Source organism: Sphaerisporangium sp. NPDC049457 (genome assembly GCF_055586705.1).
This window is the reverse complement of record NZ_JBVJHR010000027.1, coordinates 111,045-128,227: the sequence shown is the minus strand read 5'-3', so window position 1 is coordinate 128,227 and position 17,183 is coordinate 111,045. Positions and strand designations below refer to the sequence as shown.

Genomic DNA, 17,183 nt, shown 5'->3' with positions numbered 1-17,183 from the left:
GACTCCTCCATCCTGCACGAGGTAGAGCGGTGACTGACCTGCCAGGTCGCGAAAACGACCCCAACGAGAATCCGTTCGCGATGTTCGGCGATCCGGAGCAGATGGCCGCGGCCATGCGGCAGTTCGCCGACATGCTCTCGGCGCCGGCGGGCTCCGGGCCCGTCAACTGGGACATGGCGAAGAACATCGCCCGCCACGCCGTGGTCGCCGAGGGCGACCCGAGCGTCATGGAGGGGGAGCGCCGTCAGATCGTCGAAGCGCTCCGCCTCGCCGACCTGTGGCTGAACGAGGTGACCGAGCTGCCGAGCGGGCTGACCGCGCCTGAGGCGTGGAGCCGCTCCGAGTGGATCGAGAAGACCGTCCCGGTCTGGAAGCAGCTGTGCGACCCGATCGCCGAGCGCATGGTCGACACCATGGGCGGCGCTCTGGGCGGGGCCGGGCTCGGCGGCGGCGAGGCGCAGGCGATGGCCGCGCAGCTCGGGCCGCTCATGGGCATGATGCGCCAGATGGGCGGCATGATGGTCGGCAGCCAGATCGGCCAGGCCCTCGGCACGCTGGCCCCTGAGGTGATCGGCTCCTCCGACATCGGGCTGCCGCTGTCGGATACCGCGGCGCTGCTGCCGGGCGGCGTGGCCGCGTTCAGCCACGGCCTGGAGATCCCCTCCGAGGAGATCCGCCTCTATCTGGCGCTCAGGGAGGCCGCGCACCACCGCCTGTTCCAGCACGTCCCGTGGCTGCGCACCCAGCTGTTCGGCGCCGTCGAAGAGTACGCCAGGGGCATCACCGTGGACACCTCCGCCCTTGAGGAGCAGATCCGCGGGCTCGACATCAGCAACCCCGAGCAGATCCAGGAGGCCCTGACCGGCGGCGCGCTGCTCAAGCCGGAGGAGACCGAGCGTCAGAAGGCCGCTCTGGCCCGCTTGGAGACCATCCTCGCCCTGGTCGAAGGCTGGGTCGGCACGGTGGTGGACGCCGCCGCCGAGGGCAAGCTGCCCTCCGCCGTCGCGCTGTCCGAGACCATGCGGCGCCGCCGCGCGACCGGAGGCCCGGCGGAGCGGACGTTCGCCACGCTCGTCGGGCTGGAGCTGCGCCCGCGCCGGCTGCGCGAAGCCGCCGCGCTGTGGCAGGCGCTGGCCGCCGCCCGCGGCGTCGACGGGCGCGACGCGGTGTGGTCCCACCCCGACCTGATGCCGACCGCGACCGACCTGGACGACCCCGAGTCGTTCGTCCGGGGCGACGCGAAGTTCGATCTGTCGGCGTTCGACGACAAGCCCGCCGAGGACGAGCCGGGTGACGCCGAGGGCCCGCAGGGCGGGGCCAAGGGGCCCGGCGAGGGATGACGCTTCGCGACCAGGCGCGGGCCGCGCTGGCCGGGTGGACCGCGCCCACCGCCGATGAGGAGTCGCTCCGCGAGGAGTTCCTGCGGCATCTGAACGAGTTCGACGACGCCATGTGGCGCTCGTGCGCGCCGGGGCACCTGACGGCCACCACCGCGGTGCTCTCGCACGACGGGAGCATGGTGCTGCTCACCTTGCATCCGAAGGCGCGCATGTGGCTGCCCATGGGCGGGCACTGCGAGCCGTCCGATCTGTCGCTGGAGGCGGCGGCGCTGCGCGAGGCCACCGAGGAGTCCGGCATCGCGGGCCTGAGGCTGCTGCCCGGTCCGCTCGCGCTCGACCGGCACCGGGTGTGGTGTCACCCGCCGCACAGCTGGCACCTGGACGTCGAGTACGGCGCGGTGGCGCCGCCGGGCGCCGAGTTCGTGATCAGCGACGAGTCCCTCGAGCTTCGCTGGGTGCCCGTGGACGACATCCCCGAGCCGACGGACGAGGCCACCCGCCGGCTCGCCCGCCGCGCCCGCGCGCTGCTGCCGGACGTGAACCCGCGACAATCTGCTTGAAAGTTCTACTTTTTCGTGACACGAGGCTCGTCGCCCCGCTTCTTTCACGCGGTACATACACGCGCTGGATAGGGTCGAACCGTACTGCCGAAGCAAGCCCGGGGGCCCTGGTGAACATCACGACCGACACACCGGTGGGGGGCGTGATCGTGACTCCGTCCCGGCGTCTGCGCGTGCCGGGGAAGCTCGCTTGGCTCGCGGTGACGCCGTTCGCCGCCTGGGCCGTGTGGCGGCTCGGCGGCCTCGAACGTGGATCGTTCCCGGCGCAGCTCATGACCGCGACCCCGTACGCCGCGGCGGGCTCGCTGCTGCCGGTCCTGTTGTCGGTCCTGGCGCGCAAGAGGGCCGCGACCGTGGTGGCGCTGGCGACGACCGCCGTGCTCGGCGTCAGCGTGCTGCCCCGCGCGTTCGGGGACGCGCCGGTCGCGCAGGCGTCGTCGGGGGTGCCGTTCACCGTGATGACGTCGAACCTGTTCTTCGGCCGCGGTGACGCTCAGACCATCGTCGACCTGGTGCGCCGGCACCGGCCGGACGTGCTGAACACCCAGGAGCTCACTCCCGCCGCCGTGGAGGAGCTCGACGCGGCCGGGCTGAAGGAGCTGATGCCCTACCGCTACCTGCAGGACGAGTGGAGCGCGGCGGGCAGCGGCATCTTCTCCAGCCACCCGATCACCCGGCTGGACGGGTTGTTCCAGGTGATCGGGCATAACATGCCGGCCGCCAGGCTGTCCCTTCCCGGCGGAGCGCAGGTCGAGATCGTCGACGTGCACACCTTGCCGCCGCTGGGCCGCCAGGTCACCCAGTGGACCGAAGGGCTGCGGGCGCTGCCGTCGGGGCCGTCCACCGGGCCGTTCCGCATCCTGGCCGGCGACTTCAACGCCAGCCTCGACCACGCCGAGATGCGCGGCGTGGTCGCCCGGGGGTACCGGGACGCGGGCGACACCACCGGCGGCGGGCTTACGCCCACCTGGCCGGCGAACAAGAAACTCCCGCCGCTGATCACGATCGACCACGTGCTCGCCGACCGGCGGGTCTCGGTGCTCGGCTACCACGTGTACACCGTGCCGCGCACCGACCACAGGACCGTCGTCACCGAGCTGTCGCTGCCCGCCGCCGGCTGACCCGGCGGCTCGGGGTCATCGCCCGCCGAGCAAGGCCCGGGTGTTGTCCCAGCCTTCCAGGCCCGGGTCCAGCCGGGCGATGTCGGCGGGGACGCGCAGGCGGTGCCAGCCGGGGCCGGTGGCGACCATGCGGCTGCCCGGCGCCTGACCGCGCAGCCGGGCGACCACGTCATCGTCGTCCAGACCGGCGGTGGCCCAGCCGGGGAACGGCTGCCGGGCCGCCATCGCCACCGCGCCGCCGCCCTCGGCGGGGCAGACCGCGATGGGGGCCCGGCCGAGCTCGCGGAACAGCTTGCCGATCAGCAACGGAGGCAGGTCGGGAGCGTCGCCGCTGATCACCACGGCCTCCTCGCCGTACGGGGCGAGCGCGGCGAAGGCGTCGGCGATGCCGCCGGAGTCGGGCAGGGCGATCACCCGCGTGCCGGGCCAGGCGAGCTCTTCCAGCCCGTCCACGCCGGCGGCCAGGATGACGGGCTCCACCAGGTCGAGCCCGGCGACGATCTCGTAGGTGTCCTCGGCCAGGGCGAGCAGGAACTCGGCGGGGTCGACGCCCGGTGGCGCGCCCTTGCCCATGGCGGGGGTGACCAGGACCGCCGCCTGCCTCATCGCCCGCTCCGGTGGCCCGCGCGGCGGTTCAGCATTCCTCCACTGTGCCGTTCGCCGCCATGGAGTAACCCTCCAGGAAGCCGCGTGCCCGCTCTGCTCTGGGGTAGCGCTCGACGAGGGACCAGAAGCGGGGGCCGTGGCTGGGCACCAGCAGGTGGACCAGCTCGTGCATGATCACATAGTCGACGACCCAGGAGGGCATGCCGCGCAGGCGGGTGGAGAGCCGTATGGTGCCGTGGTCGGGAGTGCACGACCCCCAGCGATGCCGCTGGTTCTCGGCCCATCGCACGCTCGACGGCACCGCGCTGCCGTCCAGATAGCGGACGGCGAGGTCTCGCGCCCGCTCGAGCAGGTCGTCGTCGCTCGGGCGGCGGCGCTGCTCTTTCGCCGCGAGCCGGTCGAGCATCCGCCGGACCCATTGCTCCTCGTCTGTCCTGCTCAGACCGGCAGGCAGCAACACGATGGTCTTGTCACCATCGCGGTATGCGGATACGGTCCGCCGCCGGCGTGCACTCCGGCGGACCTCGACTGTCTCGGGGGGCACATATGCACGGTAGCCGACAGGGCCGTCTTTCCACAGGGGGTGTAGTACGTTTTCGCTGGTCAATCCGCGTTCGTCCATTGTTCAGCCAACTCAGCCCCCTCATCTGTCCCACATACTGTCGCGGATCTCCGTGAATGCGCGCAAAACTTATCCACAGGTGGGGACGACGGCCGCCGGGCGGGGCGGCGTCCGTGCCAGGCTGCGCGTCGTGACCTCCACTCCAGGCGCCCCGCCTTCTCCGGCCGTCCCGGCGTCCCCGTCCGTCCCGCGGTCCGCCGACGTCCCGTCGCAGGCGGTGAGCCCACCGTCTCCTGTCAATCCGTCGCCGATGGTGAGCCCACCGTCTCCGGTCGTTCCGTCGTCGGCGGCAGGCCCGTCTCCGGTTCACGAGCGGCGGCCGCCGCGGGCGCCCGTCCGGCCGCGGCTGAAGCCGGCGCTGCGCCGGCTGCGGCGTGACGAGCGCACCCTCCAGTTGGGCGTCCATCCGCTGCGCGCGGTGGTGCTCACCGATCTGGAGCCCCGCGTGCGCCGGTTCGTCGAAGACCTCGACGGCACGCGCACGCTCGACGAGCTGATCGCCCGCAGCGATCTCGACGAGACCACCGTCCGGCGGGTCGTCGCGCTGCTGGCCGAGCACGGCGTGCTCGACGACGCCGCCGCGCGTCCCGCGCCGCTGCGCGGCCTGTCCTCCGATGAGCGCGACCGGCTCGGGCCCGACCTCGACGCGCTCTCCCTGTCGGGCGCCGACGCGGGCGACGGCGGGCGCACCGCCCTCGAACGCCGCCGCGCCGCGCACATCCGGGTCTACGGCGCGGGCCGGGTCGGCGCCCAGATCGCCGTGCTCCTCGCCGCCTCGGGCATCGGCCATCTGTGCGTGGTCGACCCCGCCACGGCCCGGCACGAGGACGTCGTGCCGGGTGGGCTGTCGTTCGCCGACGCCGGGCGCAGCAGGGAGGCCGGCGCGGTCGCGGCGGCGCGGCGAGTGGCCCCGGGCGTGAACGCCTGGACGGGCTCCACCGCCTCCCACCTGGCGGACGGCGCCCGTCGTCCCGATCTGGTGGTCCTGGCGCCGGTGGGCCCGCTCGACGGCGTGGTCGCCCGAGAGCTGGTGGCGCTCGGCGTCCCGCACCTGCTGGCCACCGCGGGCGAGGGCGTCGGCTCGGTCGGGCCTCTGGTGCTGCCCGGGGTCACCTCGTGCCTGCGCTGCCTCGATCTCATCCGGCGTGACCGCGACCCGTCGTGGCCGATGGTCGGGGCCCGTCTCGGCGGGTTCCCGGCCGGAGAGATCGCCTGCGACACGGTGCTGTCAACGCTGGTCGCGGCGCAGGCGGCGGGTCACGCTCTGGGTTGTGTCGACGGTCTGGCGCCCACTGTGACCAACAGCACAGTTGACGTAATGCCTGACTGGCGCTGGAAAAAGCGGTCCTGGGAAGCCCATCCGCGCTGTCGTTGTAGTCGAAACCACTTCGGTCCGCTAACAATGGTCGCGTGAGCGACTTCCCCCAACATGCCGTGACGCGTTCGGCCAAGCTGGCGACGCTCCCCCTGGGGTTCGCCGGCCGCACCGCGCTGGGCCTCGGCAAGCGCATCGGTGGGAAGTCCGCCGAGATGGTGGCGCAAGAGATCCAGCAGCGCACCTCCGAACAGATCTTCCGCGTCCTCGGTGAGCTGAAGGGCGGGGCCATGAAGCTCGGCCAGGCCCTGTCGATCTTCGAGGCGGCGCTGCCGCCCGAGATCGCGGGGCCCTACCGCGCGACGCTCACCAAGCTCCAGGACGCCGCGCCGCCGCTGCCGGCCTCGACGGTGCACGCCGTGCTCGCCGAGCAGCTCGGCGACGGCTGGCGTGAGCACTTCCTGAGCTTCGAGGACGCGCCCACGGCCGCGGCGTCGATCGGGCAGGTGCACAAAGCGGTCTGGCGGGACGGCCGGGAGGTCGCCGTCAAGATCCAGTATCCGGGGGCGGGGAAGGCCCTGCTGTCCGACTTCAACCAGCTCGCCCGGCTCGGCAAGCTCTTCGGGGTGCTGCTGCCGGGGCTCGACATCAAGGCCGTGCTGGGCGAGCTGAAAGCGCGGGTGGCCGAGGAGCTCGACTATCTGCGTGAGGCCGAGGCCCAGCACGCGTTCGCCACCGCCTACCACGACGACCCCGACTTCCGCGTGCCCGACGTCATCGCCGCCAACGAGCAGATCATCGTCACCGAGTGGATGGACGGCACCCCGCTCTCGCAGATCATCACCTCCGGCACCAAGGAGCAGCGCGACCGTGCCGGGCTGCTGTTCGTGCGGTTCCTGTTCAGCTCCCCCGCCCGCGCGGGCATGCTGCACGCCGACCCGCACCCCGGCAACTTCCGCGTCCTGCCGGACGGCCGGCTGGGCGTGCTCGACTTCGGCGCGGTGAACCGCATGCCCGACGGATATCCGGAGGTCTTCGGCACGCTCACCCGCATCTTCAACAAGGGCGACATGCGCACCGTCGTCCAGGGGCTGCGGGACGAGGGGTTCATCCGCCCGCACATCGAGGTCGACACCGAGGCGCTGCGGGCCTTCCTCGCCCCTTACGTCGAGCCGACGCAGGTGGAGGAGTTCACCTTCAGCCGCGAGTGGCTGCAGCGGCAGTTCGCCACCGTCACCGACCTGCGGCCGAACAACGTGGTGCGCCAGCTCAACCTGCCTCCGTCCTACGTGCTGATCAACAGGGTCCACGCGGCCGGCATCGGCGTGCTGTGCCAGCTCGGCACCACGGCCCGGTTCCGCGACGAGGTGGTGCGCTGGGTCCCGGGCTTCGCCGACGACGACCCCGCCCCCGCCTGACCGCTGAGCGGCCCGCCGCGATCGCGTACCAGCTCGACGAGCCTGCGCCGCAGGTCCGCCGGCTCGGCGCCGTCCGAGCCGGCGGGTTTCGGGTCGGCCATGGCCTGTTCCCTCCGATCGACGTGCGCCGATCATCCCGCGCACCACGAAAAGGGGCGGACCGGCCGTGCGGGCCGGTCCGCCCCTGGGTCACCCTGTCGCGGGCGACGCGGCCACCGCGGGAGGCAGGTGGCCGGGCGGGGTGGGAGGTGAGTGCCCACCCTGTGGACGGCGGCCGCCCGGCGGGAGTCGGGCGGCCGTTCGGAGCGATGTGCGGGCCGGGACGCTAGGCCAGGCGGGCCAGCGCGTGCCTGAGCCGCAGGGAGGCGCGGTCCGCCTGCTTGCGAGCCCGTCGGATCCGCTTGAGACGCAGGACGAGGCGTTGGTGCTCCGCCTCCGCGTGCAAGGTCTGTATTCGGTCACGGACCAGTTCCTGGCGGATATACGGGATCTCGGTGCTCCAGGTAGGCAGGAAATTCATTGTGGCGGCCCTTTCAGGTCGTGTAGCAGGTGGAATGTCTGTGCTGGTGGATCAGGCTGCGACCGGGGTCTTGCGGGGACGGCCCCGCGGCCTCTTCCTCGGAACGACGGCTCCGCGAAGGACGAGCTCGCCGCCCCAGACGCCCCACGGCTCCTCGCGCTCCAGCGCGCGGGCGAGGCAGGCCTTCTGGATCGGGCACCCTCCGCAGAGGGCCTTGGCGAATTCGACGTCTTCAGGGGACTCGGCGAACCACAGGTCGGGGTCGGTACGACACGGGATATCGGCTTCGTCGACCAGGTCCATGGTCGTCCAAACCGCCATCTGCGTCACCTCTCTGTTTGCTGGTTGATCTGGTCGTTTACCTCGTAGGTGGTCGGATACGGCGGCCGGGGAAAACAAGAAGGCCGCGGATCCTGGTACGGATCCGCGGCCTGGAGGCGCTTTGTCTACCGGTCAGGTTATGACCGGTTGCCTCCAGGGTGGCGGACCCTGCACCCCACCATTGGCGGTGCTCGTGGTCTGCTCGTCGCCGACCGGACGGCCGAAGGCCGCCGGGTGGTCGGTGACCATTCCGGTGGTGTCGTAGGTGAAGGCGGCCGCAGCCAGGCGGATGCGGGCGGACTTCTCCTGTCGGAGTTTCGCCGGGCCATCGGCCGCGAGGCCGAGTGCGGCCATGGCGATCGGAGCGGCGATCGGAGCGGCGACGCGGGCGGCGCCCATGAACGGGGCGGCGATGCGCATGCCGCTGCCATGCTGGGAAGCGAGCCACGGCGTGGCGCATGTCGAAACGAGAATCTGCTTCACGGTGGTCACCTCCCTGGCGATTGCGGGGTCGGACGAGGTCGTCCGACCGGCTTGTGCATGACTCTAAACGTGGACCGGGGGACCCGGCAACACATTTTCTACCTGCTATTTCACGGATTTACGACACGGATCATGCACTCTTGCACGACCGAGACCGCGAGGTCGCCGGAGGCGGTGAACATCTGCCCCTGGGCGAGACCGCGCGCGTTGCCCGACCACGGCGACTCCTGGGCGTAGAGCACCCAGTCGTCGACCTTGAGCGGCCGGTGGAACCACATGGCGTGGTCGAGCGAGGCGCCGGTGAGGTTGGAGGCGCCCCACGCCAGGCCGTGCGTCAGCAGCACCGTGTCGACCAGCGTGTAGTCGGAGGCGTAGGCCGCCAGCACGACGTGCAGCAACGGGTCGTCGGGCAGGTCGGCGTCGTACCGGAACCACACCTGCGTCTCGGAGCCGCGCAGGGAAGGATCGCGGTAGGCCTCCCAGGTGAGCGGCGTGACGTAACGGGCGTCGACCGGGCGGGGCTTGGCCAGCCACTCGCGCCACGGCTCCTGGTCGCCGACGAGGTCACGCATGCGATCTTGGAAGAGCGGCAGCGTCTCGGGGCCGGGCACCTGCGGCATGGACGCCGCCTGGTGGCCGACGCCGTCCTCAAGGACGTGGAAGGACGCGGACATGGTGAAGATGGCCTTGCCGTGCTGGATGGCGACGACCCGCCTGGTCGTGAACGAGCGGCCGTCGCGCACGCGCTCGACGTTGTAGACGATCGGGACCGCCGGGTCGCCCGGGCGGATGAAGTACGCGTGCAGGGAGTGCACGGTGCGGTCGGCCGGCACCGTGCGGCCCGCCGCGACCAGCGCCTGTGCCGCCACCTGCCCGCCGAAGACCCGCTGGATGCGCTCTCCCGGGCTCCTGCCCCGGAAGATGTCCTGCTCGATCTGCTCCAGATCGAGCAGGTCGAGGACCTCCTTGAGCGCCTCGTTCACGTCACTTCCCCTCCGCGGCAGATGTCCAGGACCGCCTGGCCGTAGCGCTCAAGTTTGACGCGCCCGATGCCGGCGATCGCGAGAAGGTCCTCCTCGGTGGCGGGGACCCGCTCGGCCAGTGCCTGGAGCGTAACGTCCGTGAATACGACGTAAGTCGGCACCTTCGCCTCTTTCGCCGCCTTCGTACGCCAGAGCTTAAGGCGCTCAAGGAGTTCCTGGTCGTAGTCGGCCGGGCAGGTGGCGCAGCGGCCGAGCTTCTGCTCGGCGGCCGCGGTGAGGGTCTTGCCGCACACGCGGCAGGAGATCGGCGCGGCGACGCGGGCCTGCGCGGCGCGGCGGTCGCGGGGGGCGGACCGGCCGGAGCCGGTGGCGGCGGCCGCGGGGGCGCCGGTGAGCCCGTCGAGGAACCGGGACGGGCGCCGGGCCTTGCGGCCGCCCGCGGACCGGGCCAGCGCCCAGGACAGGTGCAGATGAGCGCGGGCGCGGGTGATGCCGACGTAGAGAAGCCGCCGTTCCTCCTCGATCTGCTCGGCGCTCTCGGCGTAGATGATCGGCAGCATGCCGTCGGTGAGGCCGATGAGGAAGACGGCGTCCCATTCGAGGCCTTTGGCGGCATGCAGGGAGGCGAGCGTCACCCCGTCGATCGGCGGGGCGTGCTGCTCGGTGGCGCGGCGCTCCAGCTCGGCGACGAAACGCGGAAGATCGCCGCCCTCGGACGCCATGTCCTCGGCCAGCTCGGCCAGCGCGTTCAGCGACTCCCACCGCTCGCGCGCCGAGCCGCCCCCCGGCGGCTCGGCCGTGAGGCCGATGCCGCCGAGGATGTCGTGGACGGCCTGCGCGAGCGGCTGCTCGTCGTTGGCCGAGCGGGCCGCGCCCCGCAGCAGCACGACGGCCTGCCGGACCTCGGGCCGCTCGAAGAACCGCTCGGCGCCGCGCAGGAGATAGGGCACGCCCGCCTCGGTGAACGCCTGCTCGTACAGCTCGGACTGGGCGTTGACCCGGAACAGCACGGCGATCTCGCGCGTGGGCACGCCCTGGGCGACCAGCTCTTTGACGCGCGCGGCGACGAGCGCGGCCTCGGCGGGCTCGTCGTCGCACTCGGCGAACACCGGCTTGGGCCCGTCGGGCCGCTGCGCGACCAACTCGAGCCGGTGGGGCGTGCGGGCCTTGGCCAGCACGCTGTTGGCCAGGCCGACGACCTGCGGCGTGGAGCGGTAGTCGCGCACCAGTTTGATCACCGCGGCCGAGGGGTGCTCGACGGCGAAATTGGTCAGATAGCGCGGGGTGGCGCCGCTGAAGGAGTAGATGGTCTGGTTGGGGTCGCCGACCACGCAGATGTCGTCGCGGCCGCCCAGCCAGGTGTCGAGCAGGAGCTTCTGCAGGGGGTTGACGTCCTGGTACTCGTCCACCACGAAATAGCGGTACTGGCGGCGGATCTCGGCGGCGACCTCGGCGTGCTCGGTCATCACCGCGGCGGTGAGTTCGAGGATCGTCTCGAAGTCGACCAGGTGGCGCTGGCGCCTGAGCGTCTCGTACGCATCAAAGAGGTGGGCGACCTCCTGCGCGGGGATCGGCGGCGTGCGTCCCGCCTTGGCGGCGAGCGCCGCGTATTCCTCTGGGGCCACCTGGGTGACCTTGGCCCACTCGACCTCGGCGGCGACGTCGCGCAGCTCGGCCCGGTCGGGCGCGCGCCGCACCACGCGGCACGCCTCGACCAGCAGCGGCAGCTTGGACTCGACGACCCTCGGCGGGTCGCCGCCGATCACGCGGGGCCAGAAATAGGTGAGCTGGCGCAGCGCGGCGGCGTGGAAGGTGCGTGCCTGGACGCCGTGGGCGCCGAGGGAGCGCAGGCGCTGCTTGAGCTCGCCCGCGGCGCGTGTGGTGAAGGTCACCGCGAGCACGCTTTGCGCGTCGACGACGCCGGTGCGGACGGCATGGGCGATGCGGTGGGTGATCGCCCTGGTCTTGCCGGTGCCGGCGCCGGCGAGCACGCACACCGGCCCCCGCACCGCCTCGGCCACCTCGCGCTGCTCCGGGTCGAGCCCGGCGAGGGCGTCTTCGCGCTCCAACTGGGCCTCCTAACGTGCGATGCGGACGGTGTGCTGGCATCATCCTTCCAGCAGCCGGCCGCGCGCGTCGCTCGGCATGTGCACAACCTGTGAGCCCTCCCATGTACGCCCTTTACGCTCTCGGCTGTGCATCGCTGAGACGATCGTGCGTGCACAAGCACGTCGATTTGCTCCACAATGAGGAGCCATGGTTTCCGGGGAAGGAAGAGTCCAGTGAGAAGCGCGGTAACGGTGGGGTCGCTCGCTCTGGCCACCGTCCTCCTCACACCGGCGGCCGTCCAGCCCGCCGGTGCCACCACCACGCCGACGCCGACTCCGACGCCGAGCACGGCCCCGATCCCGAACGAGGACGCGCTGGCCTCGACCATCGTGCGCACCTACTCCTACGGCCGCCAGTCGGCCCACCAGCGCATGGACGTGTGGTGGGAGCCGCACGCCGGGCGCAGGCCAGGGGTCTTCATCATCCACGGCGGCTGGTGGAACAGCGGCGACAAGAAGTACATGACCGAGGTCAACCGGGCGTACGCCGCGATGGGCTACACCGTCTTCAACATCAACTACCGGCTGTCGCAGGAGGCCTCCTGGCCGGCGCAGCGCACCGACACGCTGGCCGCCATCGCCACCGCCCGCAGGCACGCCGACTTCTTCTCCTTCGACCCCGACCGTTACGCCATCATCGGGTTCTCGGCGGGCGGCCACATCGCCACCGCGGTCGGCACCTACAAGGACGGCCTGCCGGGGCTGCGCGGCGTCGTCGGCGTCTCTCCGGTGATCTCACCGCTCACGGCATACTCCGACGGCGACGAGGGCGCCGACTTCGACCAGCGCAAGCTCCGCCAGGCCGCCATCGCGCTGGCCGGCGGCTGCCGTCCCACCGGCGCCTGCGCGAAGGTCTGGTCCAGCATGGAGGTGCCCTGGCACGCCAGCCGGCACGACGCCCCGGTGCTCACCGTGCACTCCTCCGACGAGTTCGTGCCGCCCTACCAGAGCGAGCTGCTGAAGGAACAGCTCAACCAGGTCGGCGTGGCGATGAACATCCGCGTCGTGCCGGGGTACTTCCACAGCGCGCCGCTCTACCGCGAGCCCGGCGTCGCCGAGGGCATCCGCGAGTGGGTCGCCGGCAAGCTCGCCGCGCCGGCCGCGCCCCGGTCGACGGCCACTCCCAAGGGGACGACCTCCGGTCACCTTCCGTCCCTGCGCAAGGTCAGCACGCACTGACGCTGCGCGCGCCGGCGGCGGCGGGACGGCGGGAACACCGGCGAGAGCGGCGGTGTTGCCAGCAGATGCCGACGACGAAGGGATGAATGAGGCTATGGCGCTCAAGGTGTACACCACCAGTTGGTGCGGTCCGTGTAAGAGACTCAAGGGCCAGCTCAAGCGGGAAGGCATCTCCTTCCAGGAGATCGACATCGAGGCCAACCCGGAAGCGGCCGAGTTCGTGATGAGCGTCAACGGCGGCAACCAGGTCGTCCCGACGGTGGTCCTGGAAGACGGCACCACCCTGACCAACCCCTCGGTCATCAGGCTGAAGGGGCTGCTCGCGCAGGCCTAGGCCTGACGCGGCGCACTCGTCCCATCGCCGGCGAACGGGCCCCCGCTCGCCGGCGCTCTCCCGCAGGCGCTCTCCGCCGGCGCTCTCCCGCCCCGCCTGCGCTGCCCCTCAGGCGTTCTCCCGCCCCCGCCGGCGCTCTGCCTCAGGCGTTCTTCCGCCGGCGCTTTCCCGGTCTTCGCCGTCAGGCGGCCTCGCGCGGCCGGCCGTGGTTCACCAGTCGCCGGGAAGGTAGGAGCCGTACCAGGTCTCGATGAGCCGGCGGGCGATGGAGACGCCGGGCGGCAGCCGGATGTCGCCGTTCTCGACGGCGGCGCCGAGCTCGGCCCGGGTGAGCCAGAGCGCCTCGGCGATCTCGTCGGGGTCGCGGGTGATCTCGGTGGTCGTGGCCTTCGCGAAGAACCCCAGCATGAGGCTGCGCGGGAACGGCCACGGCTGGCTGCCGAGGTAGCGGGGCTCGGCGACGGTGATGCCGACCTCCTCGAAGACCTCGCGCGCGACGGCCTGTTCGAGCGACTCGCCGGGCTCGACGAAGCCCGCCAGGACCGAGAACCGCCCCTCGGGCCACTGCGGCCCGCGCGCCAGCAGGCAGCGGTCGTCGTCGTGGACCAGCATGATGACCGCGGGGTCGACCCGGGGGAAGTGCTGGCTGCCGTCGTTCGGGCAGACCCGCATGTGCCCGCCGGCGATGATGTTCGTGCGGCCGCCGCATCTCGGGCAGTGCTCGTGGGTGGCGTGCCACGCTTCGAGCGCCACGGCGTTGACCAGCAGGCCGGCGTCGCGGTCGCCGAGCGCGGCCCCCGCCTTGCGCAGCCCCTCTGTGGCGACGTCGGCCCAGTCGGGGACGTCCTGGATGGCCTCGGCGACCTCGGTGCCCTCGGGCAGCGGCGCCGCCGGGGGCAGGGGCAGCTCGCCTTCGACCGCGACGGCGAAGTAGGCGACGCCTGCGGGGTCGACGCCGAGCAGGTAACGTTCGCCGGGCGGCGCCTGCTGCGGAGACATGAACACCAGGCCGGCCGTGCCATTGTCGCGGCGGACCAGCGTGTTGCCGTTGCTGATGAGCAGGACGCGGGTGGCGGGGTCGGACCAGGCGGATTTCAGCCAGGCCTCATCGTTGCGGTGCAAAGCGGACCGGTCAACGCCCCCTCGCGCCAGAAGCAGCGGGCCGAGCAGCTGCTGGCCTTGCGAGATCTCCCCCACGCGATTCTCCCTCCCGGCAGATTGTCATCCTATGCCGCCGGAGATGGCCGACCTAAATGCCCAACGCGTGGCCACAACACGGACATACGGCGTGATTACCATGTCCGGCAGCGATGAGATCGTGGTGGGGCTAGGATTCAGCCGGTCAGCTTGGTTAGGTTAGCCTTACCTGATTCCGGGGGTGCCCTGCGTGCGGCTGTACGTCACCGCGCTCAATCCGACCGACTCGGTCACCGATGGCTTCCTCCCAGCCGCCCGCTCACTCGGCTGTGAGGTGACGCTGCTCACCGACCAACCGGAGCGCTACGCCGCGGTGGAGACACTGCGGACGGACGTCCGGGACGCGCGCTCGATCATCGACACGATCGCCCGTCACCATCCGCCCGGCGCGATCTTCTCCGACTCCGACCACATCCAGCCGGAGACCGCCCTGGCCGCCTCCTACTTCGGGCTGCCGGGCAAGGACTGGCGCGCGTGCCTCACCGCCAAGAACAAGGCGCTGACCAGGCGGCGGCTCGCCGACGCCGGGGTGGAGCGGGTATGGTCCGCGCGGCTCGCGCCCGGCGAACCGCCGCCCGACGTGCCGGAGTACCCGGTCGTCGTCAAACCGCGCGAGGGCGTCGCCAGCGAGGACGTCGTCCTGGCCGCGGACGCGGGCGAACTGGCCGCGGCCGTCGCCGGGATCCGCGCGCGGCGGCCCGGCGCCACGCTGGTCGTCGAGGAGTACCTGGAGGGGCCGCTGCACACCCTTGAGACCCTCGGCGACGGCCACGCCCTGCACGTGCTCGGCGGGTTCCGCACGACCCTCGGCCCCCTCCCCCACTTCGTGGAAGAACGCCTCGACTGGGACCCCCCGGCGACGGCGGAGCACGTGCTGCGCGCGCTCGCCGCGATCGGCGCCGGCTTCGGCGCCTGCCACACCGAGTACGTCCGCACGGCGCGCGGCCCGCGCATCGTCGAGGTGAACTACCGGCTCATCGGCGACACCTGCGACTTCCTGCTCGCCGAGCTGCTCGGAGTGCCGCTGTTCGAGCAGGTCCTGCGGGTGCACCTCGGCGAGCGCGCCGAGGCCCCTCCGCCCGTCTCCGGCCACGGCGCGGCGGTGAGCCTGGTCGCGGACCGGAGCGGGGTCGTGAAGGCCGCCCCGGGCGATGTGGCCGAGACGATCGGCGGCGTGCGCCTGCGCCACCGGCCGCTGCGCTCCCTCGGAGACGTCGTGGAGCTGACCCGCACCAACCGCGACTACCTGGGCGTCGTCCGGGCGGTCGGTCCCGGGCGCGACGCCGTCGACCGGGCCATCGACGCCTTCCGCACCCGCGCGCCCTGGGTGGTCGAGTGACGCCCGCCACCGCCGAGCGCGGCGGCACCTCCAGCGCCCTCCGGACCCCCGCGTACCCGTCCGGCATGCCGGCGGGCGGCGGACCGCTACCGCGTGAGCCGTACCTGGCCGCCCGGGTGCTGGACGCGCTGATCCGCGAGGACTACGGCGGCCTGGCCGCCCGCCTGACCCGCACCAAGGACGGCGTGCAGCTCGTGCTCCCGTCGGGACGGCGGGTGCGTCTCACGCCCGGCCACCTGTACCAGGACTTCATGGTCGCCGCGCAGGAGTCGCTGACGCTGGCCGAGGTCTTCGACGTGCTCGCCCGGACCGCCGACCCCGGGGACGGCGACGGCGTGGCGGCCTTCACCGAGGAGTGCCGCGCGGCGTTGCGCGCGTACGAGCTGCACGAGCCCCGCCGCGCCGGCGTCCTGGCCCGGCTGCGCCCCGCCTTCCATGCCTGGCCGGCCGCCCGGCCGCCCGGCGTCACCACGGCCGGGCCGGCTCCCTTGGGGCGGTCGGTCGCCTACGAGACGCTCGCCGCGTTCGTCGACCACCCGGTCTACCCGACGTCACGCGCCCGCCTCGGCCTCACGGACGAGGAGCTCACCGCCTACGCGCCCGAGTTCGCGCCGTCCTTCCCCCTGCGCTGGGCGGCCGTGCCGATCGACCGGGTGACCGGCCCGGGCGGCGGGGCGGCGGTCCCGGGCGGCCTGCCCGGCTGGTGGCCGGCGGGGGACGGCCCGCACGCGCTGTTCCCGGTACACCCGCTCACCCTGCCCGCCGTACGGGCGATACCCGGCGTCTCGCTCCTCGACGAGCCTCACCTGGTGGTGCGTCCCACCCTGTCGATGCGCACCGTCGAGGTGGAGCCGCGCACGCACCTCAAGCTGCCGCTGACCACGAGCACGCTCGGAGCCCGCAACCGGCGGTCCATCAAGCCCGGCACGCTTGAGGACGGCGCGCGCGCCGAACTGCTGCTGCGCGACGTGCTGCGCCGCGAACCGGATCTCGATGTGCTCGTCGCCGACGAGCAGACCTACGCGCACGCGGGCCACGACCACCTCGGCTGGATGCTCCGCCGCATGCCCCCCGGCGAGATCGTCCCGGTGGCCGCCCTGGCGGCGCCGTTCCCCGGCGGCGGGCGGGTGATCGACCATCTGGCCGCCCGGTACCGGGGTGGCGAGGTGTCCGCGCTGCTCGCCGACTACCTGCGCCTGCTGTTCACGTGGAACGTCCGGCTGTTCGTCATCTACGGCATCGCCCTGGAGGCCCACCAGCAGAACCTCTCCCTGGTCTTCGACGAGGACGCCGGGGCCGGCGCGGTGATGCGGCTGCTGGTCAAGGACGACGACGGGCTGCTCGCCTCCCCCGAACGGCTCGTCGCGGCGGGGCTGGACGTCCCGGGCTTCGCCGACCCGCGCATGCTCAACGGCGACCCGCACGCCCTCGCGGACGTGTTCGTCACGATCACCCTGCACCTGGCCGCCGCCGCGGTCGCGTTCGGCGCCGGCCACGGCGAGCTGGTCGTCCCGGCCCTGGAGAGCGCGCTGGCCGAGCACGGCGGCCATCCGCTGGCACGGCTGCTGCGCGCCCGCACGCTGGACGCGGCCCGCCTGGTCGGCAAGTCCATGGTCAGCGCCGGGACCCTGGCCGCCCGCTCGCGCATCGTCTCGGCCGACATCAACAAGCACTACGGCGCGAGCGGGCCGAACTACCTGCGCCACCACCCCCGCAGAGAGGCGAACCATTGAACGG

Annotated in this window: 17 protein-coding genes; 9 read left to right on the top strand and 8 right to left on the bottom strand. The window is 72.4% G+C overall.

The annotated features are described in order from the left end of the window. Window positions 1-80: 80 nt before the first annotated feature. The 3 genes from ACZ6QO_RS34210 (at window position 81) to ACZ6QO_RS34200 (ending at window position 3,021) form a co-directional block, all read left to right on the top strand. Complete coding sequence (locus ACZ6QO_RS34210; RefSeq protein ID WP_465857045.1) at window positions 81-1,340, top strand: zinc-dependent metalloprotease; 1,260 nt, start codon at window positions 81-83, stop codon at window positions 1,338-1,340. Next, window positions 1,337-1,900, top strand: coding sequence for an NUDIX hydrolase (locus ACZ6QO_RS34205; protein ID WP_465857015.1), 564 nt, complete (start codon window positions 1,337-1,339; stop codon window positions 1,898-1,900). The genes ACZ6QO_RS34210 and ACZ6QO_RS34205 overlap by 4 nt, the downstream gene beginning before the upstream one ends. 110 nt (window positions 1,901-2,010) lie before the next feature. Next, complete coding sequence (locus ACZ6QO_RS34200) at window positions 2,011-3,021, top strand: endonuclease/exonuclease/phosphatase family protein (RefSeq protein WP_465857013.1); 1,011 nt, start codon at window positions 2,011-2,013, stop codon at window positions 3,019-3,021. A 15-nt stretch (window positions 3,022-3,036) separates the two neighbouring features. Here the strand turns inward: ACZ6QO_RS34200 and ACZ6QO_RS34195 are convergent, their stop codons facing one another. Together ACZ6QO_RS34195 and ACZ6QO_RS34190 are read right to left on the bottom strand one after the other, a co-directional pair. After that, window positions 3,037-3,627, bottom strand: coding sequence for a DUF2064 domain-containing protein (locus ACZ6QO_RS34195; RefSeq protein WP_465857011.1), 591 nt, complete (start codon window positions 3,625-3,627; stop codon window positions 3,037-3,039). Between the two features lie 28 nt (window positions 3,628-3,655). Beyond that, window positions 3,656-4,171, bottom strand: a complete 516-nt coding sequence (locus ACZ6QO_RS34190; protein WP_465857009.1) for a M48 metallopeptidase family protein — start codon at window positions 4,169-4,171, stop codon at window positions 3,656-3,658. Between the two features lie 328 nt (window positions 4,172-4,499). On the opposite strand from ACZ6QO_RS34190, the gene ACZ6QO_RS34185 reads away from it, so the two are divergent. Further along, on the top strand, window positions 4,500-5,663 hold the full coding sequence (locus ACZ6QO_RS34185; protein WP_465857007.1) for a ThiF family adenylyltransferase: 1,164 nt from the start codon (window positions 4,500-4,502) through the stop codon (window positions 5,661-5,663). Next, window positions 5,660-6,982: an ABC1 kinase family protein gene (locus ACZ6QO_RS34180; RefSeq protein WP_465857005.1), complete on the top strand. Its 1,323-nt coding sequence runs from the start codon at window positions 5,660-5,662 to the stop codon at window positions 6,980-6,982. The genes ACZ6QO_RS34185 and ACZ6QO_RS34180 overlap by 4 nt, the downstream gene beginning before the upstream one ends. 325 nt (window positions 6,983-7,307) lie before the next feature. On the opposite strand, the gene ACZ6QO_RS34175 is transcribed toward ACZ6QO_RS34180, so the two are convergent. From ACZ6QO_RS34175 to ACZ6QO_RS34155, 5 genes are all read right to left on the bottom strand, one after another. Then, window positions 7,308-7,502, bottom strand: coding sequence for a hypothetical protein (locus ACZ6QO_RS34175; RefSeq protein ID WP_465857003.1), 195 nt, complete (start codon window positions 7,500-7,502; stop codon window positions 7,308-7,310). 51 nt (window positions 7,503-7,553) lie between these two features. Then, complete coding sequence (locus ACZ6QO_RS34170) at window positions 7,554-7,823, bottom strand: WhiB family transcriptional regulator (protein WP_354840558.1); 270 nt, start codon at window positions 7,821-7,823, stop codon at window positions 7,554-7,556. Window positions 7,824-7,955: 132 nt separating this feature from the next. Then, window positions 7,956-8,315: a hypothetical protein gene (locus tag ACZ6QO_RS34165; RefSeq protein WP_465857001.1), complete on the bottom strand. Its 360-nt coding sequence runs from the start codon at window positions 8,313-8,315 to the stop codon at window positions 7,956-7,958. Window positions 8,316-8,416: 101 nt separating this feature from the next. After that, the gene (locus ACZ6QO_RS34160; RefSeq protein ID WP_465856999.1) at window positions 8,417-9,289 is read right to left on the bottom strand and encodes an acyl-CoA thioesterase; all 873 of its coding nucleotides are present in this window, start codon (window positions 9,287-9,289) and stop codon (window positions 8,417-8,419) included. After that, window positions 9,286-11,358 carry an ATP-dependent DNA helicase UvrD2 gene (locus ACZ6QO_RS34155; RefSeq protein ID WP_465856997.1) on the bottom strand — a complete coding sequence of 691 codons (2,073 nt, stop codon included), beginning with the start codon at window positions 11,356-11,358 and terminating at the stop codon, window positions 9,286-9,288. Before ACZ6QO_RS34155 ends, ACZ6QO_RS34160 begins: the two co-directional genes overlap by 4 nt. Window positions 11,359-11,571: 213 nt before the next feature. Between ACZ6QO_RS34155 and ACZ6QO_RS34150 the strand changes: the two genes are divergently transcribed. Further along, window positions 11,572-12,576, top strand: coding sequence for an alpha/beta hydrolase (locus ACZ6QO_RS34150; protein WP_465856995.1), 1,005 nt, complete (start codon window positions 11,572-11,574; stop codon window positions 12,574-12,576). Window positions 12,577-12,670: 94 nt separating this feature from the next. Then, window positions 12,671-12,910, top strand: a complete 240-nt coding sequence (locus ACZ6QO_RS34145; RefSeq protein ID WP_465856993.1) for a mycoredoxin — start codon at window positions 12,671-12,673, stop codon at window positions 12,908-12,910. Between the two features lie 210 nt (window positions 12,911-13,120). Here the strand turns inward: ACZ6QO_RS34145 and nudC are convergent, their stop codons facing one another. Further along, window positions 13,121-14,098 carry an NAD(+) diphosphatase gene (nudC, locus tag ACZ6QO_RS34140; RefSeq protein WP_465857043.1) on the bottom strand — a complete coding sequence of 326 codons (978 nt, stop codon included), beginning with the start codon at window positions 14,096-14,098 and terminating at the stop codon, window positions 13,121-13,123. A gap of 199 nt (window positions 14,099-14,297) precedes the next feature. Here nudC and ACZ6QO_RS34135 point away from each other — a divergent pair, with 199 nt between their 5' ends. Beyond that, window positions 14,298-15,446 (top strand): siderophore biosynthesis protein, encoded by a 1,149-nt coding sequence (locus tag ACZ6QO_RS34135; RefSeq protein ID WP_465856991.1) that lies wholly within the window; start codon window positions 14,298-14,300, stop codon window positions 15,444-15,446. Beyond that, the gene (locus ACZ6QO_RS34130) at window positions 15,443-17,179 is read left to right on the top strand and encodes an IucA/IucC family protein (RefSeq protein ID WP_465856989.1); all 1,737 of its coding nucleotides are present in this window, start codon (window positions 15,443-15,445) and stop codon (window positions 17,177-17,179) included. Before ACZ6QO_RS34135 ends, ACZ6QO_RS34130 begins: the two co-directional genes overlap by 4 nt. The last annotated feature ends 4 nt before the right edge of the window (window positions 17,180-17,183 follow it).

Excerpts from the sequence above, each read along its gene's own strand:
- ACZ6QO_RS34210 (WP_465857045.1), top strand. The coding sequence starts at position 81 with ATGTTCGGCGATCCGGAGCAGATGGCCGCGGCCATGCGGCAGTTCGCC.
- ACZ6QO_RS34205 (WP_465857015.1), top strand. The coding sequence starts at position 1,337 with ATGACGCTTCGCGACCAGGCGCGGGCCGCGCTGGCCGGGTGGACCGCG.
- ACZ6QO_RS34195 (WP_465857011.1), bottom strand. The coding sequence starts at position 3,627 with ATGAGGCAGGCGGCGGTCCTGGTCACCCCCGCCATGGGCAAGGGCGCG.
- ACZ6QO_RS34185 (WP_465857007.1), top strand. The coding sequence starts at position 4,500 with ATGGTGAGCCCACCGTCTCCGGTCGTTCCGTCGTCGGCGGCAGGCCCG.
- ACZ6QO_RS34175 (WP_465857003.1), bottom strand. The coding sequence starts at position 7,502 with ATGAATTTCCTGCCTACCTGGAGCACCGAGATCCCGTATATCCGCCAG.
- ACZ6QO_RS34170 (WP_354840558.1), bottom strand. The coding sequence starts at position 7,823 with ATGGCGGTTTGGACGACCATGGACCTGGTCGACGAAGCCGATATCCCG.
- ACZ6QO_RS34145 (WP_465856993.1), top strand. The coding sequence starts at position 12,671 with ATGGCGCTCAAGGTGTACACCACCAGTTGGTGCGGTCCGTGTAAGAGA.